Annotated in this window: 10 protein-coding genes; 2 read left to right on the top strand and 8 right to left on the bottom strand. The window is 65.5% G+C overall.

The window, feature by feature from the left end; genetic code table 11:
• Nucleotides 1-46: 46 nt before the first annotated feature.
• Together GEV27_RS07605 and GEV27_RS07600 are read left to right on the top strand one after the other, a co-directional pair.
• Nucleotides 47-3,028, top strand: a complete 2,982-nt coding sequence (locus tag GEV27_RS07605) for a helicase-related protein (RefSeq protein WP_309222096.1) — start codon at nt 47-49, stop codon at nt 3,026-3,028.
• 406 nt (nt 3,029-3,434) lie between these two features.
• On the top strand, nt 3,435-5,225 hold the full coding sequence (locus tag GEV27_RS07600) for a DUF262 domain-containing protein (protein WP_309222095.1): 1,791 nt from the start codon (nt 3,435-3,437) through the stop codon (nt 5,223-5,225).
• Nucleotides 5,226-5,247: 22 nt separating this feature from the next.
• On the opposite strand, the gene GEV27_RS07595 is transcribed toward GEV27_RS07600, so the two are convergent.
• The 8 genes from GEV27_RS07595 to GEV27_RS07560 all read right to left on the bottom strand — a co-directional run bounded on the left by GEV27_RS07595 (nt 5,248) and on the right by GEV27_RS07560 (nt 25,357).
• Nucleotides 5,248-6,450, bottom strand: coding sequence for a hypothetical protein (locus GEV27_RS07595; protein ID WP_153933808.1), 1,203 nt, complete (start codon nt 6,448-6,450; stop codon nt 5,248-5,250).
• Nucleotides 6,447-8,669, bottom strand: coding sequence for a 3'-5' exonuclease (locus tag GEV27_RS07590; protein ID WP_153933807.1), 2,223 nt, complete (start codon nt 8,667-8,669; stop codon nt 6,447-6,449). Before GEV27_RS07590 ends, GEV27_RS07595 begins: the two co-directional genes overlap by 4 nt.
• The gene (locus GEV27_RS07585; RefSeq protein ID WP_153933806.1) at nt 8,669-14,929 is read right to left on the bottom strand and encodes a DEAD/DEAH box helicase; all 6,261 of its coding nucleotides are present in this window, start codon (nt 14,927-14,929) and stop codon (nt 8,669-8,671) included. Before GEV27_RS07585 ends, GEV27_RS07590 begins: the two co-directional genes overlap by 1 nt.
• Nucleotides 14,926-19,668 carry a class I SAM-dependent DNA methyltransferase gene (locus tag GEV27_RS07580; RefSeq protein WP_228764929.1) on the bottom strand — a complete coding sequence of 1,581 codons (4,743 nt, stop codon included), beginning with the start codon at nt 19,666-19,668 and terminating at the stop codon, nt 14,926-14,928. Before GEV27_RS07580 ends, GEV27_RS07585 begins: the two co-directional genes overlap by 4 nt.
• Complete coding sequence (locus tag GEV27_RS18245) at nt 19,668-22,487, bottom strand: helicase-related protein (protein WP_153934020.1); 2,820 nt, start codon at nt 22,485-22,487, stop codon at nt 19,668-19,670. Before GEV27_RS18245 ends, GEV27_RS07580 begins: the two co-directional genes overlap by 1 nt.
• Before the next feature lie 161 nt (nt 22,488-22,648).
• A complete protein-coding gene (locus GEV27_RS07570) occupies nt 22,649-23,848 on the bottom strand; it encodes a nuclease-related domain-containing protein (protein ID WP_153933805.1) in 1,200 nt (399 codons plus the stop codon).
• 220 nt (nt 23,849-24,068) lie between these two features.
• Nucleotides 24,069-24,980 carry a hypothetical protein gene (locus GEV27_RS07565; protein WP_153933804.1) on the bottom strand — a complete coding sequence of 304 codons (912 nt, stop codon included), beginning with the start codon at nt 24,978-24,980 and terminating at the stop codon, nt 24,069-24,071.
• 86 nt (nt 24,981-25,066) lie between these two features.
• On the bottom strand, nt 25,067-25,357 hold the full coding sequence (locus GEV27_RS07560) for a hypothetical protein (protein WP_153933803.1): 291 nt from the start codon (nt 25,355-25,357) through the stop codon (nt 25,067-25,069).
• Nucleotides 25,358-25,368 lie beyond the last annotated feature (11 nt).

Raw genomic sequence — 25,368 nt, 5'->3', positions numbered from 1 at the left:
CTTGCGCCTCTGATTGGCGTCAGTGGGTGATGATCAGGAGGAAGCAGTGCTGCTCGAGAAGCTCAAGTCAGGCACCCGCATCAAGGGAGTCATCCCCGCCGAGGTGGTGACTGTCATCTATGCCCAGTGGCACGGGGCCGACGCGCTCGAGCTGACGTACAAGACGGCGGCCGGAGAGCTGGGGCAGCAGGTCGTCTTCCGCAAGGACGAGGCGTCCCTGACCGTCGCTCAGACAGGGAGTCGCTCGTTCGATTCCTCGGCTGAAGATTTCAAGCTCGCGGCCGAAGCTCAGAGGATCACTTTGGCTGGGTTGTTCGACCCCATGCTCGCTGTAGCCACCAGCGATGTGCAGCCGCTGCCCCACCAGATCCAGGCCGTCTACGACGAGCTCCTGCCGCGTACCCCGCTCCGCTTCCTATTGGCTGACGACCCAGGGTCCGGCAAGACGATCATGGCCGGGCTTTACATCAAAGAACTCGTGCTGCGCGACGACGTCAAACACTGTCTCATCATCGCCCCCGGTGGATTGGTAGAGCAGTGGCAGGACGAGTTGTTCTTCAAGTTCGGGCTGCGGTTCGAGCTCCTGACCAATCAGCTCATCGACGCCGATGTCAACGTGAATGTCTTCGACTCCAGCCCGTTCCTGATCGCTCGGATGGACCAGCTCTCACGCAACGACACGCTCCGGGAGCAGCTCAAGGAGACCGCCTGGGATCTCGTCGTCGTTGACGAGGCGCATCGGATGGGCGCCCACTACTTCGGCGGCAAGCTCGTGAAGACCAAGCGGTTTCAGCTCGGCGAGGCCCTGGGCGAGATCACCAGGCACCTGCTTTTGATGACCGCCACTCCTCACTCAGGCAAGGAGGAAGACTTCCAGCTCTTCCTCACCTTGCTGGACCGCGACCGGTTCGAGGGCAAGAGCACGAGCTCCGCCGATCTTGACGGCATCATGCGTCGCATGACGAAGGAGGACCTGCTCACCTTCGAGGGGAAGAAGCTCTTTCCCGAGCGAATCGCCGAGACCGTCCCCTACGAGCTCACAGCCCTGGAGCGCCACCTCTACGAAGACGTCACGAACTACGTCCGCGAGGGGATGAACCGTGCCGAGAATCTCGACGGCAAGCGGAAGAACGCCGTGGGCTTCGCGCTGACGGTGCTTCAACGCCGTGTCGCGTCCAGCCCGGAGGCGATCTACCGAAGCCTCGTACGGCGTTCAGAACGGCTGGAGCGCAAGAAACAGCAGATCCTCACCGGAACGTACTCAGACCGTGACCTCACACCCCACCTCGACGCGCTCGACGCCGACGACTTGAGCGCCGGTGAGGTCGAGGAGATCGAGGAGGAACTCCTCGACGCGACCACTGCTGCCCGGACAGTCGAGGAGCTGAGCGCCGAGCTGATCGAGCTCGCGGACCTGATCGTGACGGCCAGGCGAGTACGCGACGTAGGCACCGACCGCAAGTGGGCCGAGCTGTCGTCGATCCTCCAGGACCACGCGCTGACCACCGATCAAGACGGATCGCCTCGAAAGCTCATCATCTTCACCGAGCACCGCGACACGTTGAATTACCTCCACACGCGCATCACTTCTCTCATTGGCAACCCCGATGCCGTCCGAGTGATCCACGGTGGGGTTCGCCGCACCGATCGCAGACAGATCACTGAGGAGTTCACCAAGAATCGCGAATGCCAGATCCTCCTCGCGACCGACGCAGCCGGCGAGGGCCTCAACCTGCAAGCAGCCCACCTGATGGTCAACTACGACCTCCCATGGAACCCCAACCGCATCGAGCAACGGTTCGGGCGCGTCCACCGCATCGGTCAGGAGGAGGTCTGCCGGCTGTGGAACCTCGTGGCATCGAACACCCGCGAGGGCGAGGTCTTCACGCGCCTGCTCGAGAAGCTTGACCAGATGCGTGCCACCTACGGCGGAAGGGTCTTCGACGTCCTTGGTGAAGCGTTCACCGAGACCCCGCTTCGTGACCTCCTTCTCCAGGCGATCCAGTATGGAGACCGTCCTGAGGTCAAGGCCAAGATGCACGAAGTCATCGATGCACGGGTCGGGGACGGGCTCGAGGACATCCTCACCGAACGGGCGCTCGTCTCGAACCGCCTCGCGGAACCGGACGTGGCGGCCATGCGACAAGCGATGGACCAAGCACGCACACGTCGCCTGCACCCTCACGACATCGAGCAGGCTTTCAAATCAGCGTTCGCCCGCCACGGCGGGCGCATGGTCCGACGGGAGAATGGACGCTACGAGATCGCGAACGTGCCCGCTCACGTTCGCGCCAACAGGCACGGACCGGTCGCCAGCAGGTACGATCGCGTCGCCTTCGGCATGGCGCACGTCCAGCCTGACGGCCTCTCCCGGGCCGACCTGCTCGCTCCTGGCCACCCGCTGCACGACGCCGTGATGGACGAGACGGTCCAGCTTCTCGGCGGCTCCCTGAACCACGGCACCGTCCTCGTCTCCCCCAGTCTTGATGAGCCACATCTGCTGGTCAGCGTCATCGAAGAAGTCGCGGACGCCACCGGATCGACCGTCGCCAAGCGTTTCGGGTACGCCTACGTCGACAGCCAGGGCACGGTCACGCCTGCCGGTCCGGCCCCGTACCTCGACTGCACGGCAGCGCCCGCTGAGACGGCGACAGTAGCTGCACATCTCCCCTGGATCGCTGACGCCGAGGACAAGGCCATCAGCTGGATCATCACCAACCAGCTTCCCCGGTACCTCGCTGAGGTGCGGCCCCGGCGGATCGCCGAGCTCGAGAAGTCCCGTGCTCTGATCACCGCACGACTCGGAGGCGAGCGGGACCGCCTTCTGCTCGACGCTGAAGCCGCAGCGTCGAAGGAACGGACAGGTGTCGCGACCGCCGAGTCAGCTGAAAGCCTGACCCGGAAGGCCGTCGACCTGGACATTCGTCTCCGAAGACGCCTTCAGCTGCTCGACCAGCAGGTGCTCATGTCGACCAGGCCCCCACATCTGGTTACGGCAGCCGTGGTTCTTCCTCGTCACACTGTCTGACAACAGTTTGGTGCTGAGGTCGCCGCCCGACGGAGCTCCGCTGGCGCTTCCTGCGGGCAGTATTTCCTGTCAGACCTTGTCCACCCAGGTGTCCCTTTTCTCGGTCGTCCCTGTGACTGCTTCCACCAGAGGCTCTGGCGCCGGGTCTGGTCCCACCGCCCCAACGAGCTCCTGATCGAAAAAATGAGGGCCTCCGCGCGCACTCCGCCTGATCTCGACAGGGTCACCCAGCGCTACGCCACTCCCAGGGTCTCGACCCGGGCAACCGCCGACCTCGTCAGGCCGAGCATTCGATCAACGAGCCGAGCTACCGCCCCTTCGGCTTCCTTCAGGTCCCGCACTGGGAGGTGACTTGCCGGCCCGCTGAATCCCCCGATCCCGAGACTTCCTGTGAAAGTGTCGTGCCGTGGCCAAGTACAGCGTGAATCAGCAGCCCGTCGAGATCCTCCTGGGCTGGGTGAGGTCGGGACAGATCGCGATTCCCGAACTGCAGAGACCCTTCGTGTGGAACAGCACCAAGGTTCGCGATCTTCTCGACTCGCTCTACAAGGGCTACCCGGTCGGATACCTGATCACGTGGCAGTCGCGAGGCGCGGCCTTGAAGGACGGCAGCCACGCGACCCACCAGCAGATCTTGATCGACGGTCAGCAAAGAGTCACAGCTCTTCGAGCCGCGATCGCCGGCGAGGAGGTCATGGGGAGCGACTACAAGACCGCCCGCATCCGCATCGCTTTCAACCCCGTGACCGAGGCCTTCGAGACAGCTACGCCGGTGATCCGCAAGAACCCTCAATGGATCGCGGACGTCGCGGAGCTGTTCAGCGGTTCGTCGTTGCTGACGTTCATGCGGGGATACTTGGAGCGGAATCCCGATGTGGCCGCTGAGGTCGTCGAGCGGAACATCGAGCACCTGCAGGGGATCAAGAACGCTCCAATCGGCATCATCAACCTCGCGGACGACCTCGACGTGGAAACGGTGTCCGAGATCTTCATCCGCATCAATTCCAAGGGCGTTCCTCTCAACAGCGCTGACTTCGCGATGAGCAAGATCGCCACGTACGGGGACGAAGGGAGGAATCTCCGTAAGCTGATCGACTACTTCTGCAATCTCGCCGTGGCACCGCACGTGTACGGGGACATCGTCAAAAACGACAAGGACTTCGCAGCCTCGAAGTTCATCTCGAAGATCGCTTGGCTCAAGGACGACTCGGAGGATCTTTACGATCCCAGCTTCAAAGACATCATCCGTGTTGCGACGATCGCGGGCTTCCGTCGGGGCAAGCCGTCCCATCTCGTCAGTGAACTGTCCGGGCGAGACCCGGAGACCCGGAAGTTCGACGAGACTCGCATACAGCCGGCGTTCGACCGGCTCGAAGAATCCTTGCTGAACATTGTCAACGAGCACACGTTCAAGCAGTTCGTGATGACGATCAAATCCACCGGCTTCATTGCTCCGACCATGATCGGCTCTCAGAACGCGCTGAACTTCGCGTACGCCTTGTACCTCATCCTGCGCAAGGACGAAGCGATGAGCGACGCTGCGACCAAACGAATCGTCCGTCGTTGGTTCGTCATGTCGATGCTCACCAACCGCCACTCCGGCAGCTTCGAGTCGACGTTCGACCAAGATCTTCGTCGAATCCGCGAGCAGGGAGCCGATGGTTACCTGGAGCACCTCGAGGCTTCAGAGCTCTCGGAGAGTTTCTGGACGGTGACTCTGCCCTCTGATCTCAACACGTCGAGCATCAACAGCCCTTACTTCCAAACGTTCCTCGCAGCGCAGGTGAAGCACCGAGCACGCGGTTTTCTGTCGAAGAGCATCACCGTCCAGGCGATGATCGAGAATCGTGGCGACATTCACCACATCGTGCCGCGCGATTACCTCAAGAAGAACGGTTTTCCCGACCGGGCCGACTACAACCAGGTCGCGAACTATGTGCTCACCGAGACACCGATCAACATCCACATCGGGAATCGACCGCCGACCGAATACATGTCTGAGCTGGACCGCCAGCTCGGCGGCAGCCCCCTCACGATCGGCGAGCTTACGTCCGCCGATGACCTTGCCCGCAATCTCGCGGAGAACGCGGTGCCCGGTCAGATCGCGAAGGTCGACGTCGAGTCGTATCAGACCTTCCTCGTCGAGCGACGCAAGATGATGGCCGGTCTGATCCGCGAGTACTACGCCGGGCTGTAGGCGTACGAGGACGTCGGGACCGTCACGACTTCCGCCTGATCTTCTCGACCCGCGCCTCGGTGCGATCCTTGACGATCTTCGCCACGTCGCGTGAGACGTCGGCCCCGATCGCGCGGGCCTCTACGGCGCGTGCTCGGACTTCGTGACGTGCCTCGGCAATGCCCGGGCGTATTGCTTCACGGTCGAGATCCGGCAGCTCGCTCCGGGTGCGATCGGCGAAGGTACCGGCCACTTCCCGGGCCGATCGCAACGCGCGGTCCATCTTGCTGATTGAACCACGACGGTGGATTTCCAGCGGCCGGACATCGCCGAGTGCGGCGGCGCGCTCGACGATCAGCCTGACCAGCTCCTCGTCGAGTTGGTGCTGCTGGTCGAGCATGTCGCGTGCGGACTCCACAGCGACCGCCAGGTGCTCGGGCTCGGTATGTCTGACCCGCTCCACGTACAGGTAGTGCCACAGGTGGAGAGCGTGCTCGGCCACCGTGATGAGCTGCAGCGAGCCGGCCACCGATTCTGTCGATGACAATTTTTCGACCGCCTTCACACGGTCAGGAAGGTCGTCCGACGGCGCCGTTGCCCGCACTGTGCTGGTCACGTAGGCGCGTAAACGTTCGAGCGCCGTGGACAGATCGCGGCGAGCGGAGTCAACGCTGTCCCAGTCCGCGTCCAGGATGCGCCCGACCTGCTGTGTCCTCGTGACGACGCGCTCCAGGTCTCGGAACAGACCGATCACCTCGCCAATCTCCCGAGCACGCACGTGCCGCTGCAGGTCCTCGACCTTGTCGTCGACCTCCTCGACTGCCTTCTTGACGTCGGCAATTGCCGAGCGAAGAGCAATTGCCATGGCTGCCGTCTGCAGCGCGACTGCCTGTTCGGCTCCCATCGAGACATGATCGAACGATAGGTGACCGGCGATCGAGCTGCCGTCGCGTCGGACCACGCCTGCCATGTCCCCCGCAGCGTTGGTCGCCTCGCCGAACTGTGCAACGAGCGCCTTGGCGGCCGGAGTCAACTGATAGAGCTCTCTCGTCGTTGACATCACCGCCCCGGCTGTCGCCGCCGCGGCGCCCACTTCAGCCACACCGGTCGCGACACCGCGACGTGACCGCTCGGCCGGCAGCGAGAGTTGTGTGAGCAGCGCGTCGATGTCGGACCGGGCGCCCTCCACCAGCAGACGGTCACCCTCGACGAACAGCAACACTTCGCCGCTCGGCGAGTCTGTCATGACCGTTCCTCCTGCACCGGCAGCATTTCGCTGGGCTCCCCGGCCCACATGACGACCAGTTCATCACGGGCGCGGGTCGCCGACACGTACAGCAGCGACCGCTCGCGCTGGAGGAAGTCGTTCTTGTCGGCCTCGTCGAGTCCCTTGACCAGGAACGATGCCGGCAACTCGTCGTGGCTCGCGCCGAAGATGATGACGCACGCGAACTCCATTCCCTTGGCTCGATGCATGGTCATCACCAACGGCATACCGGTGCCCGCCGTCTTGGTGTCGACCTGTCTGGCGGCGACGCCGCGTTCCGCCAGACCGTGCACCACCCGACTCATCTGCTGCTTGTCGCGCACCAGGACGCCGATGGAGTCCGGTGCCTGGCCGGCTTCGAGCCACTGGGCAACCATCTCCGCCGCTTTGTCGAGCTCATCGCCCACCGACGCTGTTGCGACGGTCTGCGGCAGAGGGCCCCTCCGCGCCGACCGGTACTGACCGACGCTTTCGACCTCCCCCTCGGCGTCAACATACGTCTCACCGGAGAGGATGCCGAGGGCGTACCCCAGGTTCTGCGCCGTCGTACGGTAGTTGAGCGTGAGCCGGCGGGAGCGGCCCACGATCTTGATGCCCATGCGGCCGAGCACCACCTGCTGACCGTAGATCCGCTGGTGGGCGTCCTCGGCGATGAACAGGTCATTCGGGCCTTCGGCGGCGACGGCCCGGAGGAACTGCCAGTGACTGGGAGTCAGGTCCTGGCCCTCGTCGACCAGCACATGATCGACCAACGGCCCGGACTGCTCCAGCGCGGCGGCGGCGATCGACGCGGCTTCGCTGTAGTCGATGCTTCCGTCGATGGCCGTCCACGCACGGTACGACTCGATCGTCGACCACACGGCCGCGCGCCGCGAGCGATCGAGCGCAACACCCCGACCGGGCCGCCTGGCGCGGTAGTAGTCGTCGCGTGACGTGATCCGGCCGGGGAGGACAACCATGGCGTACTCCGCCTGCATGAACACCGGGCTGGCCAGCCCTTCGCCGAGGTCGTTCCCAGCAGCTGCGATCGCCTCCTGCCACGCCTTCTGCGAGTTGGTGCGGCCGACGATCTCACCCGACCTCGATCCCAAGACGGCCTCGATGCCGATGGCTCGGTCGAGGGGCTCCGCCTTCTTCAGCACGCGGCTCACCGCAGAGTCGACCCCAGTGATGAACACACCGGGGTCGCCCATCTCGGCAGCCAATTTCACGGTGGGGTCCAGCTGCTTGAGCCCCGACCGGAGTGACTCGGCCAGTGTGGTCGTGTAGGTCGTGAGAAAGATCCGCGCCTGCGGGTTCTTCCGCGCAAGCTCGCGCGCGCGGTGGATGAGCACCACGGTCTTGCCGGTGCCGGCGCCGCCCGACAGCCGGAAGGGTCCGTTGTAGTCCGCCGTGGCGTACTTGCGCTGCTCGGGATGCAGGAAGGTCCGCCACGCAACGAAGTCGCCGTCGTCGATGGCACGCCGCAGTTCCTCGTCGTCCTCGATGAACGCGTACTGCATGGCGGCGGCCGGGCGGCGGAAAGCCGCCAGCACCTCCTCGTCATTCTCCTCACCCTCGGAAACCGGAATCGGAACCTTGACGGGTTCGCGGTCGAGCGCCAGGATCTCGCGAATGTCGTCGACCGACTTGCCGGCCGCGAGTTCGAGCAGCACGACGCCCTGCCACGTGCTGGCCTTCTCCGCCACGGCGTACAGCTCGTCCTCGTCGGCGGCGGCGAACGCCGCGTCGACGACCGGCACCTGGAGCCCCAGGACACCGATCAGGTCCTCGCGGGCGATCCCCCATGTCTGCAGGATCGACGTGTCCGGGCCCGTCACAGGCGTGGACTGCGGCTCGGTGGTCGCGGGTGAGTCAGCGACGTCCTCGCTCGCTCGCAGCACCTCGGGCAGCCCGTTGACCGGGTTGATCTCGAGGTACGCCTTCTTCGCCTCGGCGATCGCGTCGTCGTGCGGCCACACCCCGGCGAACAGGTAGTAGGCCGTGTCACCGGCTCCTTGCAGCTTGAACAGCACTGCCCGATAGAACTGGGTGACGCGCCCGGTCCGGACCCTCGAGTCCTTGGAATTGCTGATCGGCTCGATGTGCAGCCCCGGCAGGGTGTCGTCCTGCGCCAGCTTCATCAGGAACGACATGGTCTGCGCCTTGATGTTGCCGTCGAGCTTGTTCACGTCGGCGGTCATGATGAGTTGGGCCATCAGGGAGCTCCTTTTGTCGCTGCCAACGCCGCATGGATTGCGGTGACATCGGACGGGACCAGCGTCCAGCCCTCCGCCGACAGTTCGTCACGCTCGTCGTCGACGAACTCGATGTCGAGAGCAAGACGTTTGTCGGGCCACGAGACGTCGAGCGGGATCCCACCCGCGGATTCGAACCCGATGACCGGTTTGTCGACGTCGCTCGCCGCCAGCAACTGCAGCAGAGCGCGCTCGGCGCCGGTCGCCTGCGCCAGCAACGGCACCCAGTCGGCAGGCACCGACACCTCGTCCGGCGTCGAGGGTTTGGCGGCCTGCGAGTGGACCCCAATCGTGGTCGGTCGCGACCGGAGATTGAGCGCATTGCTCAGTCTCAGCCACTCCCGCCACGCGGGACGATGATCCTTGCCGAGTGCCGATGGACGATCGTCGAGCATGACCGCGACCTCGACAGAGTTCAGCGGGCCACCCGGTGACCGGGCGATCATCGTGACGGTGTCGGTGGACCAGATCCATGCACCGGTACCGGTGGGCGGCGGGGTCCCGTCGAGCATGTCCCGCGCGACGTCGACGAGCGCGGCTTGATCGGTGATCGCGACGTGCTGAGACTTCGCCACAGCGAAGTACGGCATGAGGTCCGCCAGCCTCCCGACCGACTCCGGGTCGGGGTCCTGGATCCACTGCACGAGGAATGCCATTGCACCTGAGGCCATGACGTCGACCTGCGACTGGGTGAACCCTCCGTCCGGAGCCGCGCGCAGGGCCGTGGCCGCAGCCGGATCGAACCAGCCGGGCACAGGAGCCTTACTGTCCAGCGCCTCGTCGAGGTCGGCCCAGCTGAGCCCCAGCACGACGTGGCCGGAGTCGCGCAGCACCTGGCGCTTGTGGGTGTCGTCGGGCAGTCGGTTGATCTCCGGGCTGGCATGGAACGCCCACCCGTCGCAGAAGATGGCGACGAGGGGCACCGGCTGGTCGCACTGCAGGACGAAGTCCGGCTTGGCCGGCCCGACGTTCTGCTGCGGCTCCAGCCGCCAGACCCGTCCGCCGCCGGCTCGGATGATCATGCGATTGCCGTGCGGGCCCGGCTTCTCGGTGACGGTCGCGCCGATGGCCTCGAGGCGCTGGGCCAGGACGACGCGGAACTTCTTCTCGATCTGCGTCTCAGGATCGAACGCCTGCACGGCCTCGTCCGTCAGCTTCCACGGCATCACGCCGCCGAGCTCGCTCTCGGAGTCACCGCCTCGCAGGATGTCGCGGAGGTGACGCTCGGCCGCCTGACGGGACACCAGCCCGACTCCGCCTCGCCCCGCGAACGGGAGCAGGCACCGGTGGCACGACAGCCGGTTCTCGTCCTGGCACGGGCAGTCCCGCACGACCTCCCAGGCGCGGCGCAGGATCGACCAGAACGTCTCGGCGTCCGCGAGGTCGGCCAGGTACCCCGTCCCACCGGGCACGATGTCGTGCAGGAGCAACGCGTCATGATTGTCACCTCCGTCGCTGAGGGTCGGATCGACGATGGCCTCGACCGCGAGGTGATCGGGAGCTCCTCCGATCATTTCCCGAAGCCCGAGCAGCAGAGCGGCGCTCAGGCTCGGGACGGCGAACTTGTCGCCCAGCGAGATCATTCCGGGCAGCCTGACGACCAGTCCCTCCGTTGACAGGGTGCGGGTCAGCGCGAGCGTCGTCGTCCTCTCCTCCGTCGCCCGTCTCTGGGGGCACCACGGCCGGTGCTCCGACGCCCGATTGGTGCGCGTCGACATGTCGAGCTGCCCGCAGGAGGAACACACACGGAACATGGCTGCGGCGTACTCACCGCCCGAGATCGTCCGCGCGCTGCCCTGAGCCGACGACTTGCCGACATTCGTCCACTGAATCGTCATGTTCCTCAGGTGACGGACGCCGAACCCGTAACCGTCGACGAACCACTGGCGACTCACCTTCTCCGGGTGGACGTCCGCCGACGTGACGACGGTGAACTGCTCGCGTACGCGCTCGTCGCTGGAGTCGTCGATCGACGCCTCCTCGCGCCTCATCGCCGAGGACACGCGGGACAGCTCGACGACGTCGACGCGCTGCTTGACATCGGCGAAGGCCGAACTGCCGCACCGCGGGCACGAACCGGGCTCACCGTCGGCCAGCGCCCGCGAGTAGCCGCAGGCCGGGCAGAACACCCAAGCCCGTACGAGTTCGCCACCGTGGCCGAGCTCGACCGCGTCGACCTTGATGCGGTGGCCGCGGGCGTAGAACGTCGCACCGGGCGCGAAGTCCCGCAGCGCGAGAGACGCGCCCCGGTCGAACGTCTGGGGCTCGTTCTCGAACTCGCCCGTATCCGGGTCGATCCAGCTGAACGCCACCTCCAGCTCGACCGAGTCGTCGAGCAGGGTGTAGTTGGGCAGGATGCCGTGGCTCTCCAGCACCCCGATCCAGTACTCCCCCCGCAGATCAGCGAGCTGCTTCCTGGCCAGACGGAGAGCGGCCTTCGCGGTACGGAACGCCGACTTGTCGTCGTCGGTCGCCGCAGGGCTGTCCTTGCGCTGCTCCAGCTCGGGCAGCACGTTCTCGATTTCGTGCGCCCGGTGGTTGAGCAGTTCGATCTCGACGGACCACTTGTGCGCCTCGGTGCACATACGTTGGGCCAGGCCGCTCGTGTCGGCGCTGCCGCCGGGCGTCGCCCACTCGCGCAGCCCAATCTCGGATTCCTTGCGCAGCGAGCCCAGTCCCGCGAGGAACTCGTCGAGGTACGTCTGGCTGTCCTGCTCGGCACGGCGAATCAGCGTCCGAAGAAAGCCGTCCTCGGCGTCGGCGTTCATGGCCTCGGTGGCCTTGCGGGGGTGCGGGGCGGTGATGTCACGGGCCAGCCGGTCGGCGACCGACGCGACGTACTGGCGCCGAAGGATCTCCTCGGCATCGACGTAGGTCGCCGGCGGCCTCACCTCACCGTTGATGACGGACAGCGGGTCTCCGAGGCGAGGCAACTGATCACCTCGCCCGGTGACGAACGCGAGGTTGAGCGCGTTGCCCGTCAGACGTCCGGCTCGACCGACACGCTGCAGGTACGACGCGACGCTTCGGGGCAGCGACGCGAGCATGACCGTCGACAGGTCACCGATGTCGATGCCCATCTCCAGTGTGGGCGTCGCCACCAGAACATTGGGCGACTGCGGCTCGCTGGCGCTGGCCTTGAACCCGTTCTCGTACTCCAGGCGGGTCTCGTCGTCGAGCTGGCTGGTGTGCTCGCGCGCCACGACCCGCTGGATGTCCGTCGACTCGTACATGCGGCGGTAGAAGTTGTCAGCGGCGCCCGAGCGCTCCAGCTCCCCTGGGCACCGGGCCACCATGCATGAGGCACCGTCCAACTGGTCGACGACGTCAGGCGTGCCGGGCACGACCGCCTGACACACCGAACAGACCAGCCGGACGCGCTTGCCTTCCAGGTCGACCAGATCGACCGGCGAGACCATGATCGACGAGGGCGCCAGTTGATAGACCTTGGCGCCGCTCTCGCTGTTGGCGACGTGCACGACTCCCGCCTGGGAGAGTCGCTCCATCAGCAGCTTTGCGAGCGACGCCGCTTCCGCGGCCGGCAACCCGAGCATCCGCGCAGCCCATCGCGTGTACCAGCTCTGTGCACCGGTGACCGGATCGAGATCGGAGTCCTTGGCCGACTTCGCACCACCGATACGGGGATAACCGGGGGCTGCACGACCCCGCGGGAAGGCGGGCATGCCTTCGGACCGCGGACGACCGCCCCAGATGCCGTAGCGGCGACCGTCCTCGGCCTGGTAGCGGCGGAACCATTCGTGCTCGATGGCTCCGCGTTCACGCATCCGCTCCAGGACACCCCGGACCCACGCGAGCTTCGTGATGTCGTCGACAGCGTGCCCGTGCTCGAGCTGCTGCTGGACGGCGTCGTCGATCGCACGCTGGGCGGCTCCGACGAGGACGGCCGGGGGCGCGTCGACCTTCGCAGCGACACTGCCGGTCAGCTCCAGCGTGCGGCCCACCCGCGACTGCAGTCCGAACTCGAGCTCCACGTCGAACAGCAGTCGGCGTCGCACCCGCGTTCGCACGCGAGCGGGCACCTTCGCCAGTGTCTCGCTGGTCCAGAACGGGCTGAACTCGTCCTGATCGGCGAAGTCCGGCGGCAGCACGCGGTAGCGTCGGTGCGGGTCGTCACCACACAGGTCGATGATGCGGTCAACCAGTTGGTCGAGTGCGATCTCCGTGTGGTCGGCCACCGCCTCGCGGATCACCGCGCGCAGGGTGAGGCTGTGCGAGCGGCTCTGCACAAACCCTGCCCGATGGGCGGCGTCCTGCACGCTGTCGGTGAAGACGAGCGCCTTCTTCTCACGGGTGTCGAGCCCCGAAGTGCCGAAGATCGAGGACAGCGATACCGACAGCATCGTGGCGATCGCCGAGCCGAGGAATCGGATGCCGTCCTTGCGCAGGCACGACGGGCACCAGTCGTCCTTGGACAGCGTTCCGGCGTCCTGACCCAGGTGGGTCAGGACGGGCAGGACCCGGCCCTCGCGGATCTCGAGCTCCTCGCCAGGCAGCCCTGCGCTGAGTTTCCGGCCGGAAACCGAGAACCATCGCAGATTGTCGACCTCGACGGCGCCTGCGAGCGCGGTCTCACCCTCGGCCGGCGCGTGGATCAGGGCGCGGAATCGCTCGTCGCCGACCATCTTGCGCCCGCGGATGCCCTCGTCGTCGGTGTCGAGCTCGGCACCGACCGGCGCCATCATCACGCCCCAGCCGGAACGGCCACAATGCCGGCAGTACACGGCAGGGAACACGGCCGTGCCACCGTCCTCACGCTCACCGTCATCGGACCAGTGGAAGCTGGGCACCACCGAGGCGCCCCGGTCGATGCGGGTGAGCTCGCGGATCCACAGGTGCAGATCGACAGACAGCGCTTCCCGTCCCACCACGGCACGGATGTGGCTCAGCGTGGCGGCGAACGCCAACAAGTACGCCTGGGCGGTCGCCTCGTCGGACGGGATCAGCTCGGCAAGGTCCGACACGTGGGCCGCGTCCCGGCAGGCGTTGACGAGTCGAACCGTGAGCGGCACGGACTTCACCAGGTCAAGCATCTCGGTCTCGGAGATTGCCCGTAGATCGCGCCGCTGATCGCCGTCGGCGAACAGGCTGCCGAGCACGACCTCGGCGATGGCCCGACCATCGGACGAGTCGACGTCACGGAGTGCCGCAATCGTTGCCTCGACGACGGTAGACGTCACCTCACGATCTGTCGGCACCACGTCGCCGATCCATTCATCGGCACTGAGCCTTGACTCCGTGACGACGGCGTCGGTGCCGAACTCGTCCCCGAAGACGGTGCGGGCGAACTCGAGCATCGCCTGCGGGTCGCCCTTGTCGCCCAGCGTCGCCGAGGTGGCAACCGGGGTGACGTGCCCGAGCGGGCGTGCCCGGTTTGACTCCGTGACGCGTGCGTCGTGGTCACCCCAGTGGCTCTTGAGCGCCAGGCCGAGGCGGCGCAGCAGCATCGTGACGTCGGTGCCCTGTGCGCCGTCGTAGGTGTGGAACTCGTCGAGCACGAGGTACTGCAGGCTGTGGGCGCTCTGCTCCCAGATGCGCGCGTCGGCGTCGCGGAGCAGCATCTGGTCGAGCATCTTGTAGTTGGTCAGGACGATGTCGGGCGCGGCACTGCGGATGACCGCGCGGTCGGTGATCAGTCCCTTGCTCGACACCTTGGTGCGCTCGGACCCCTGCTGACCGGTGTAGAGCGCGGCGGTAATGCCGGACAGTTCCCCGTGGGTGCTGATGAGTGTCGCAAGGCGCTGGGCCTGGTCATTGGCCAACGCATTCATCGGATAAAGGATCAGGGCTTTCATACCCGTGATGCCGTCGCGCTTGGCGCGGAGCACGTGATCGATGATCGGGTAGAGGAACGCCTCGGTCTTGCCCGATCCGGTGCCCGTCGTGACGAGTGTCGGCTCCGGCCGTGGTCGTTCGCCGTTCAGACCCACGCTGCTGAGCCGCTTGAACGCTGCCGCCTGATGGCCGTAGGGCGTGTGTCCCTCGTACCAGTCGAGCGAGTCCCGCCAGCCGTCCTCTGCTGCCTTGAACGGCAACCGAAGCCGCAGGTACGGCCCCTTGAAGATCCCGTTCTCGCGATCGCCGAGGAACTCCTCTAGGGCAGCGCCCGCGTCGTTGTCGGCCAATGCGAACGTGGTGCGCAGATAATCGGTCAGCCCGTCCCGCAGCGATTCCACCTGCCCGCTCGGCAGCAGCTCGCTCATACGTTGACCGCCTCACGTGAGTCGCCGCGAGTGCCGCCCGAGCCACTTGAGCCGTCCTCGCCGCTTGAGCTCGTCGAAAGCACCTTCTCGAAGTGGGCGTACGCCTGTCGCATGTCTGCTTCACGATCGAGGGTCACGAACGGAAGCTCGTAGGTGTAGGTGTTGCCGGCCTGGTTCCTCGCCGTCCGCTCCTCCTCGGTGATCGAGTCGCGCTTCTTCCGCCACACCGTCAGCACACCGTTGGGTACCAGGCGCCCATTGGCGTCGTAGTAGTACGTATTCCGGTCATAGCCGTAGAGCACGGAGAACTGAGTCCGGTAGATCGTGCAGAGCTCGTCGGCTGAGAGTCCGAACATCAAGGCGGCGATCGCATCAATCTCTACCAACGCTTGACGTCGATCGCTCGCGCGCCGAAGAGGAACCTCGTCAGTCCATGTCTCAGGTAGCGACCGAAATGCCCGGCGTCCTGGATACTCGATCCCTCCCGACCACGCATCGCGCCGATGAGGACTGTCAGCCATCACTTCGTTGTAGAGATCGCCGTAGGCGCTAGTAACTGAGTTCAGAAGCAGCGCACGAACGACTACATGGTCCGCGAGAGGACCATCCCCAAACGGCAGCTTCCCCACCAGAGATTTCGGGATGCTCGATTTCGGGACAGCTCGAACTAGAAAGTCAGCGATCAGAGATGACATTAGCCCGGCCACCAGAACGACCTTAAACGCTGGTTGTTGGGGGAAACCTAGCGCGTACATGTTCTGTTTCAGGTGCACCGCACCAGGCGGGATCAGGGCCGGGATCAGGGTTCGCTCGCCGGTCGAGGCCGCCATGCTTCGCCAAGCGACTCGGTAGTAATCCCGTGGGGACGTCTCCGTGAATCCTCGCCACCGAGGGAAGTTCGCGTCGTAGCTAGTTTGGTCGGTTGATCTCTTGTAGGTGGTGGTGGGAACCGCGTCGCCAGCCAGCTTCTCGAGATCAACACGCGACCAGTCAAGGTTATTCGCCATCGCGCGATTGGGCGCTTTGTAGAACGGGGTGGCCACGTGGATGTGCGGACCCATCAAAATTACATCGCGCCATCTTTCGGGTGTCCCCCACCCGACATCAAAAAGGCCCGCGCGTCGATCATCGACCTCGTGCCAGCCCATCGAGAATTCGTACCCCGTCTGTTCCAGACGCCGGACCTTCGCAAGCTTTGCAAGCGCCGCAGCAGACGATTGATTCACTACGTACAAAGTGCGACTCTGCAGTACAGGGGTCTCAGGCTGCTCCAGTAAGGCGTGCCACGTCGAAATCACTTCGGACGTGACGCGAATGAGGCGCTCACGGTGCGGTCGAACGTCCCACCTGCCCTCTTCATTTTTCAGGCCCGGCGCTGCCCCCAACCCGTTGTGCGCGAGCGACCTCTCAGCAGTGTCGGGATGGTAAAGAGAGTATGCAGAGATGAAGTCTGGGCGCTCGCGAACCGCGCCATACACGTGAACGCCGTATGAAACTAGGTGGTGAATCTCGAAAAGAGAAAGTTCGTTTATGAATTGCCAGTGCCTTCGGAGACGAAGGTAAGTAGCCGAGCGCAGAAGGCCAGCTTTCGCGTCAGTGAAGTGCGACTCGGGATGAACTAAGCCACTACTCCCGTCCTTCGACTGGTTTCGCCAGGCCAGCAGCATGAAGCATCGGTAGAGGTCGGGCTGTAACCGAGCGAGCTGCGGATACTGCGTGACAGCACCTAGAAACGCGGATGTGGAGGCGATTGCGGAACTCGCCGAGAGCAGAAGGTCTTGCATTCTCGGAAGCTCGAGCGTCGCGCGGCGACGAGCCGCAATCTGATCGAGGCTGGTTCTGGATCGCAGCTGCCACCATGGGTCCCCCTCAGCGAGGAGTGACTCGGCGTCGTATGTCGGCCTCACCCATGGCGGGTTGCCCACCTGAAGATCGAAACCACCAGCGGCGAACGTCGGCGCGAAGTCCAGCTCCCAGTGGAAGAAGCCGTACCGTTCGGCGATGCGGTCACAGACGACCAGCCAGGGGTGCTGAGCGAGCAACGACTCGATCGAGACCGCGCCGGCGTACCGCCGATCGCTGTCCTCTGCTTCTGCCAGATCCTCCCAGCTGGATGCGCTGGCCAATGACATCTGTCCCTCGGCAAATGGCTTCTTGACCTCCGGGGCTCGTCCGAGCAGCTTCTGCAGCGCGTCGATCCACTGGTCGAAGGTCGGGGGCTGGACGACGCGGTCGACGCGGTCGACGCCGTCGACCTCGATGGTCGTCTCGGTGGCAGTCAGTGGCCAGAACCAGAGGGCCGTCCAGGCGTCCATGACACGACGCAGGCGGCGGTAGGCGCCGTTCGCGTCGGCCAGGCTCTCCTCGATCTGTTCGCGCGTCACCGCTCCGCCGGCTTGGAGGTCATCCGCACCCCAGACGTCGACGCTACGCCGGATCTCGCGCTCGGCGATCTGCAGACGCTGCCAGGCGAGCTGCCACAGCGCCTCGACCCGGTAACCCAGTTCGATCAGCTGGTCGGTCTGCTTCTTGGTCGGTTTGGCCGCCACAGACTTGCGCCACTGCTTCAGCGCCGCCATCGCCTCGGGGGCCAGCGTCTTGGCCTCCTTTGCGTCGACGGCCGATCCCCACCCCTCGGCAGGTAGCAGGAAATGATGGACCGATCCTGCTCCGCCTCCGGGCCGTCCGTTCAGTACGTCGTCCGGCATGTCGGACATCGGCACGTCCCGGGGGACGGTCTTGAGCCAGCTCTTGCTCGAGACCTGCTCGCGGCTGTAGACGGCTCGACGGGCGCCGATCAGCGAGTTGCCGCGCCGAAGGTGCAGTCCGAACCACGGCGCCTCGAGCCCCTCGACCATGGTGTCGAGCCAGAGCGAGATCTCGGCGAGCTCGACGGCCGTGCCGTTGAGGTCTACGCCGTAGACCTGGTGCAGCGCAAGGTAGGCCTTGACCTTCTGCAGCTCGCGCGGATAGGCGTCGGGATCGATGGTCTCGCCGAGCTCGTTCTGGCGGCGCTTCAGATACTCGTCCGCGAGCTGGCGCACCGCCTCGATGGCGAATGCGCCCGAGCCGAGCGCCGGCTCGCACACGGTCAGCCCAAGGATCTCCGCTGCCGTGGTGATGTGGCTGTCCTGATCGAGCAGCTCCTCGAGTGCCTGTGAGACGACGAAACGGGTGAGGACCTCGGGGGTGTAGTACGACGCCGACTGCTGCCGCTCACGACCGGCGAGACGGTAGACGAAGGTACCTCGCTCGTGCAGCACCGGAACCAGCTCGTCGGTGACCGGATCTCGGGTCTTGACGAAGTCCGACTCGGAGATGTCGTCGGCACGATCGGTGGGCACCACCCAGGACCCCTTCGAGGCGTCGCCGCCCTTGGCGACCTCGAACAGGTCGGTCTCGGCGAAGAAGCCGGTGTACGACATCAGACCCTCGTAGACCGCGCCGAGCTGGTTGATGCCGAGCTCGGCGTAGGAGATGAAGCCGCGGTCCTTGCCCTTGCTCTCCTTGCTGAGCAGGAGGTGGCGCAACACCTGCTGCAGAGCGGAGTTGCCGAGACCGGTCTCGTCGATCAGGGCCGTGGCCGATGGCCGGAACAGATCCGCGCGCAGGCTACGGAAGGTCAGTCCTTCGTGTTCATCTCCCTCATTTTCAGGGGTGTGTCCGCTGTCGACGAGGCCGAACAGCACGCCGAGGGAGTCGTACAGATGAGTGCCGACGATCGATTGAGGATTCGTCATGTCCACCAACGTCAGGTCGCGAAGGCGGTCGAGGCTGTAGCCGCGTTCGTACTCCGGCGCACCGGTCGGCAGTACGCCGAGCTCGGGCGATGCCTCGGCGTAGAGCAAGAACAGGATCCGGTAGAGGAACCGCAGGGACTGACGCGCCAGCACCTGCGCCTGATCGGTGGGCAGCGGGTCGTGGCCCTTGGCCCGGCGACGGGTCACGACCTCGTTGGCGATGATCTCGATCGAGAGACGAACGCCTTCGCGCAGATCGGCCGAGACGCCGACGGTATGGCGGACGGACTCCTCCAGAGGTATGCGCCACCAGACCTCTCCGTCGGCGTCCGGCGCGAGCGATGCAGCGTCCAGGCACGTCAGCGCCCGGTCGACCTCTCCCCCACGCTTGTCGTCGTTGCGCTCGCACACGATCTGCAGGTCGACCAGGAGGTAACGGCCCTCGGCCCAGCGTTCCCGTTCGGCGACGAGCGCGAGGCGTCCCGCGAGGACGAGAACGAAGTCCGGGTGATCCGCGGCGGTGAACAGCGCCGATACCGTCCTGGCGACAGACGTGTGCCGTGTGGTCTCGTCGAGGTCGAACGGTTCGACCAGGGTCTCGGCGTCCTTGGCCAGGAGGTCCTCGACCGACTCGACGGCGACCGCGTGGACGATCGCCAGCGGGGCCGACCCGGTCATGCCGGCGGCGGCCACTCGGTGCACCGGTCCGTCGACGTGAACGGCCAGGCCCGGCCGGTCGAAGCCGAGAACCGCACGCAGCGTGGCGTACAGATCATCGACGCGGTCCGCGGCGCCCGGCGTGAGGTTGACGAAGGTGCTGAGCAGACCACCGCGTGCCGCGGTGAAGCGGGTGCGCGTCGTGCCGTGCTCCTTCTCCTCCTCCCACGCCTTGCGGCGCTCGATCACGCGCGCCTGGAAGGACTGCTTGGTCGCATCGGTGGTGAAGTAGTGCTCGCTGATCCAGCCCTCGCCGACGACCAGCGCGTCGCTGACCGGCATCAGGCGTTCCCGCCCACGGTGACGAGCAACGGTCGGACGAGCAATTGTGCGGGCAACATCTCGGCGGCCAGCTCCTGTTCCTTCGCGATGGCCGATCGTCGACTTCTGAGTGCGGCGTGCTGCACCAGCGCCTCGGCGTCGTGCTCCCACCGTTGCGCGCGGTGCTGCCACTGCTGCACGCGGCGGACGACTTCCTGACCGGCCGACCGCTCCAGGTCGGCCATCGGGTTGCGGGCAGCAGCGACGGCTGCGGAGACGAGCTTCTCGTACTGCTTCGGCGACGCCACGGCGCCGGTGTTGGTCGCGCGCACCTGTAGATCCTCCATTGCGCTCGCCACGGAGGCGTGCGGGGTCGGCAGGTTGAAGGCCGGGTTGTCGGCATCGGGGAACGACACGACCAGGAACGACGACGCGACGACCTGACCGCGCTTGTTCGTCAGGCTGCCGTGGATGAGCACGGCAGCGTCTTCGCGGTCGCTGCGGACCGCGAAGATCTGGTTGCGCGCGAGTGAGGCCAGCGCGCGATCGCTCGCCCAGTCCAGGACCGGGTGCAGGGGCGACAGATAGTGCGCATCAGGCCACAACGATGAGGAGTCGTCGCTACGTGCCTCCAGCAGCCGCTCGTTGCCGCGAATGGTTGACGTCGCCAGCATGAGTTTTTCGTTGACCCGCCGCTCCGACAGGTATGACTGCGGCAGCACCGAGAGCCGTGCCGCGAGGTCGACGCTAGGTGTCAATTCGGCCAGCGCCCCGCCGTGCTCCTTCCAGGCAACCCCGTTGGGTGCAGGCTGGGAGGGGGTGATGAAAACCTCGTCGAGAGCGTCGCGCAGGAATTCCAGGTCGGTCGCATAGACGCCGGTCCGGTCGTTCACGACCGCAGGAGTGGATGGCGCGGCGCCCGCCATCAGGCGCGCGAGCAGCGCTGCGACGTCGTCGCCTTCGGCTACCTGTTCGACGTCACGGATCTCGGCGTCGAGGTCCCGCTTCTCGGCCAGGACTCGGATGATGGCCCTCTCCTCGGCATCGACGTCGTACTTGCCCATGAGCGATGCGGCGTCCCCGAGGGCGCGGTGCGCCTCGTGCTCCTTCTCCATCAGCTTCTTGAGCACGCGGATGTCCCCGGCGAAGTTGTCGCTCGTCGGATTGAGCAGCAACGTGGTGATGCGTGGACGGTGCTTCTGCCCGTAGCGGTCGATACGTCCGTTGCGCTGCTCGATGCGGATCAGGCTCCACGGGATGTCGAAGTGGATCAGGTGGTGGCACTGCAGGTGGAGGTTGACGCCCTCGGACGCCACGTCGCCGGTCACCAGCACGCGGATGGGGGACGACTCCTGCTTGAACGACTCGACGACCGCCTGCTGCTTTTCGTCGCTGAGCTGGCCGTGGAGGACGACGATCTGCTCCTCCGACATCTTCAGGTCGGTCGCGAGGCGCTTCCGGAGCCAGTGCAACGTCGGCACCCGCTCGGCGAACACCACGGCGCGCATCGTGGACTTCCGCCCCACCCCGATGTCACGCAAGTGCTTCACCAGCGCGTCGTACTTGGCGGACTCACCGTCGACGGCGCGGGAGGCCATCTCGCCCAGGCGCGCCAGCGCATCGAGCTCGCGGCGGGTGGTGGTCGTGGACGCGCCCACGGTGCGGACTCGGTTCTTCACGGTCTCGGCCAACGCTGCCGGGGACGACAGGAAGGCCTTCGCGAGCGTCCAGGGGAACAGCTTCGCGTTCGCTCCCGAATACGGGGCGGTACCGGTCTCGGGATAGAGCCAGACAGTGTCGAGCTCGTCGGCGATCTCGTTCTCGATCGCCGACGCGGGCACGAGCACGTTCTCGGGCTCGAGACGCTCGGCCCAGTCGGCGCCGACCACGCTCGACACCTCGGGGCTGTGCCGATGCCGTCGGATGACGAGGCCCCTGACCAGGTCCTCTACTAGTTCGCCGTCCGGGGTGACCGCGCTCGGTTCGAGCATGCGGATCAGCTCGGCGAAGGACTCCGCCTTGCCGTTGTGAGGCGTTGCCGACGCGAGGATCAGTGCGTCACTCCGGGTGGCGAGCAGCCGCGCGAGGCGGTTGTTCTGCGCCGAGGAGTTCGTCACGTTGTGCGACTCGTCGATCACCACGGCGTCCCAGTGCTGCTTCTCCAGGTGGGCCAGATACCGATCGCTCTTGAGGGTGTCGATGGAGACGATGATGCGCTTGTAGAACGCGAAGGGGTTGCGGTTCGCCGGCAGCTTCTGGCGGATGCGCTGGATGCCGGTGGAGTCGAGGCGGACGAACGGCAGCGCAAATCGCGTCCAGAGTTCGAACTGCATCTGCTCGAGGACGTGCTTGGGCGTGACGACGAGGATGCGTTCCCCCCGGCCGCGTCGCACGAGCTCGCTGAGGATCATCCCGATCTCAAGTGTCTTGCCGAGACCCACGGCGTCCGCGAGCAGGATGCGGGGCCGGAGCTTGTCGGGGTCGAGCGCCTGCCGGACGGCGCTGAGCTGGTAGTCGAGGGTGTCGGCCAGCCCCCGGGTGGCCACGGTGAGAGCCGTGTCCGCCAGAGGAACGGACGTCTTGCGCATCGTCGACTCCAGCCACAGGCGGGAGCGGCGGTAGGCGGGCGAATCGTCGCCGACGACCTCCGCCTTGGCGGGATCGAGCGGCTCGATCGTGTCGAGCGCCGTCGAGAAGATCGCCTCGGTGTCGCGCACCAGCTCGGTCAGGCCCTGGACGTGCACGAATGTGCCGTCGGAGGCGGGTTCGAGCTGGGTGACCAGCCATTCCTCGTCACGAACCACGACGATCGATCCTGGGGCGATCGGGAGTTCCTGCATCGCCGCTGTGTCCGTCACGTACTTATCTCATCCCCGTCGAGTTCTGGTTTCCCCATCGCGATCCTAGAGCGTCCGGTCGAACGACGGGCCTCTCATGGTCGATTCCGTGATGGGAATCCAGTACTCCCAATCGCGGTGGCATTTCTCGGCCGCCGAGGGCATCACTCGTCTCCATCGATCTCTGCGGTGCGGGATGACAGATCATCCTCGAAACCTGCCGCCCCTATGTCGTCCCACGGCAAGCCTGGGGCCTCAAGACGCTCCAGCAGATCGATCACGGTAGGCCGTCTGATCGTCTGCCTTCGGCTCCGTGAGTAATCCCCGAACAGGTCGGCAAGTGCTCCGGTGCGGCGGACGATCACGGTTCCCGACTGCTCAGTCGCGATCTCGACGTCTCCGTAGTACGAAAGCATCGGGCTCACGAACCCGATGTCGATCGCCGGATCCGCTGCGGCGAGCGTTGCCAACAGCTGGGACTCCTTTCGTGCCTGACCCCTGTGGTCACCCCCGTCCATCACACGCCCGTCGACCGTGGGCGGACCGTTCGTGGGGACCTCCAGAGTGCCGACCAGAGCGGTGTCCTTCTGCTCGACGGTAAAGATCCCGACAGGAAGGATGACTAACGCGTCGACTTCCCGCTCCTGCGAACCGACCGCGATGGTGGCATTCAGCACCACGAGGCCATGTCCGATCTTTTCGAGCTCCTGCGCGAGCACGACCTCGCCGTTCGTCGTGGGAGGCGCGACATGAAGGTGCTGCGAACCTCCTGATCGCGACTGCCATACGCCCAGCGGCGGATGGCGAAGCTGGTCCCGCGGGACGCGACGGATCGACGGCCGGCTGGTGGAGGCTGCCGCGGCAGCGGACCGCTCGGCCTGCTTCACTTTCTGCTCGGCCCGCTCGACCTGAGTCTCCAGACCACGGAGCTTTTTCTCGAGCTCGCGCTGCTTGAGCTGAGCATTGCGGCTGTCGAGTTCGGCCTTGCGCGCCCGCTCACCCTCAGCCTTCATCCGGCTGAGCGCCCGATCCGCCTCGATCTCTGCGCTCCTGGCAGCCGCCTGCGCGTCCAGAGCTGCCTGCCGTTCGGCGTCTCTGCCTTCGGTCCGCGCTGCTTCCGCGAATCGGAGTTCCTTCGTCGCATCGACTGCTGCGCGAAGCGACTGAAGCGTACCGGGCGAAATCCTCGCCACTTTTCCCGCCATCAACAGCCGCCACATCCGCGACCAGTCAACCCCCAGGCGTTCGCTCGCGAGCTGCCTCATGAGAATCGCGAGTTCTTCGCCGGTCGCACCTAGAGCGACCTGCAGCTGCTCTGCGTTCAGTTCGACCGGGGCGGCTGTCACCGAGTTGCGGTCGCCCATGTCGTGCCCCGACACCGGGTCGGACCTCGTCTCTTTCACAGTCCACCGCTGATCCGCACCCAGGACAAATATCGATGACTGTAGAACTCGGCGGACCTCCTCCTCGGTCAATCGCAGCTTCCTCCCACGAAGGGCCGCGCTAATCTGCCTCTCGGACAGTGAAGGACGCAGTCGGAGGACTTCCACGATCGCCGACTTCGCAAGCTCGAGGTTTGTCCGGTCAAACATCCGGAGGTTTCGCCGTCGCTCGAAGACGCTGGCGCAAAGTGGCCACCGAGGCGGAGACCTCGGCACCGGTTCGAACCCTCGCGAGGGTCCATTTCGCGCCCAGGGCGGCAACCGGCCTGAGCACAGCGACCCCTGACATCACGCTGATGGCCAGACCTGCGGCGTTTGCTACGCCAAGTTCCTGCAGCTGCCCCGTGACCCACTGGCGCACCTCCGTGGGCGACTGCCCGGACTTCAGTCTCACGGCCGCAGCGGCTGTCAGCATGACAAGAGCCATCTCCGGCACGATTTCGTCGATTGCATGTCCCAGACCGAGATTGTCTACAAGCTCAGCGGTTTGCGCGCTCAGATCAGCGGCGCTGATGCCCGTATCGATCACATCCGCAGAACGACCGGCCTCAGCTGCGCGACCCGCCGCCTCGGACGTCACGGCCACAGGTATGCCGTCATTCGCATACTCGTCCATGCGGCCCGAGAAGTTCGTCCACGACCCGGCCTTGACCTGAATCTTCTCGACGATCTCTCCGCTGCCGTTCATGATCTCGACATCATGGCCGGTCTGGGTCAAAGATCCGGAAAGTCGGGCGCCGCTCGGGACATTTGACATGCCGGGCAGCTCGCCCGCCTGGGCCATGTCTCGGACACGGATCTCGAGAACCGTGCCCTTGACGCTGTTGGCGATGCCATCGAGCTGATCTTGCGTGAGATGGTCGAAGAGGCCGTACACGCCCGCCCGCTCCTCCACCCCGTACTTCCCGTCGTACCGAAGGTGACGGAACGCTTCGACGAAGTCGGCAGGCCAAGCGTCGGCGCTAGCGTCCGTTGCCGTATCAACTACGAGCGCGCCGTCGATGAGGGATCGTTCAATGCGAGCCAGGACCGCGGTCGCGCGGACGCGCTGCACCAGCGCCCCCCACTCCTCGCGATCGGGGCGTGTACGTCTCGCCTCGGCAGCCAGAGATCCCAGAGCCGACCGCGAATCCGGATTCATCAGAGCTGTCTGGCTTCCAGGGCTACGACTCGGTCCGTGAGCCCGTCGATGACCTTGGACTGCACGATCAGGACGTCCACCACCTCTTCGAGAAGATTCAGCACGTCGGCGAACGCCTCCTCCTGGGTGACCTTCTTGCGCGTGGAGTCGAGGGTGCGACTGGCTGCGCCCGCACCACTCCTGGCGCTATCCAAGACCCGTTTGGCCGTCGGTTCGGTGGCCGCGAATTCGTCGACTCTTTGCTTGGCAGCATTCAGGCTTTCACGCCACCCGCCCTTGTTCTCACTCACGTTTTCTCCCG

The organism is Aeromicrobium sp. S22 (genome assembly GCF_009661045.1).
Taxonomy (GTDB): Bacteria; Actinomycetota; Actinomycetes; order Propionibacteriales; family Nocardioidaceae; genus Aeromicrobium; species Aeromicrobium yanjiei.
This window is presented reverse-complemented; position numbering and strand designations above follow the sequence as displayed.

Bases quoted from the DNA above. Each gene is read 5' to 3' on its own strand.
- GEV27_RS07595 (WP_153933808.1), bottom strand. From the start codon at position 6,450: ATGACAGACTCGCCGAGCGGCGAAGTGTTGCTGTTCGTCGAGGGTGAC.
- GEV27_RS07590 (WP_153933807.1), bottom strand. From the start codon at position 8,669: ATGGCCCAACTCATCATGACCGCCGACGTGAACAAGCTCGACGGCAAC.
- GEV27_RS18245 (WP_153934020.1), bottom strand. From the start codon at position 22,487: ATGCAGGAACTCCCGATCGCCCCAGGATCGATCGTCGTGGTTCGTGAC.
- GEV27_RS07570 (WP_153933805.1), bottom strand. From the start codon at position 23,848: ATGGGCGACCGCAACTCGGTGACAGCCGCCCCGGTCGAACTGAACGCA.
- GEV27_RS07585 (WP_153933806.1), bottom strand. From the start codon at position 14,929: ATGAGCGAGCTGCTGCCGAGCGGGCAGGTGGAATCGCTGCGGGACGGG.
- GEV27_RS07580 (WP_228764929.1), bottom strand. From the start codon at position 19,668: ATGCCGGTCAGCGACGCGCTGGTCGTCGGCGAGGGCTGGATCAGCGAG.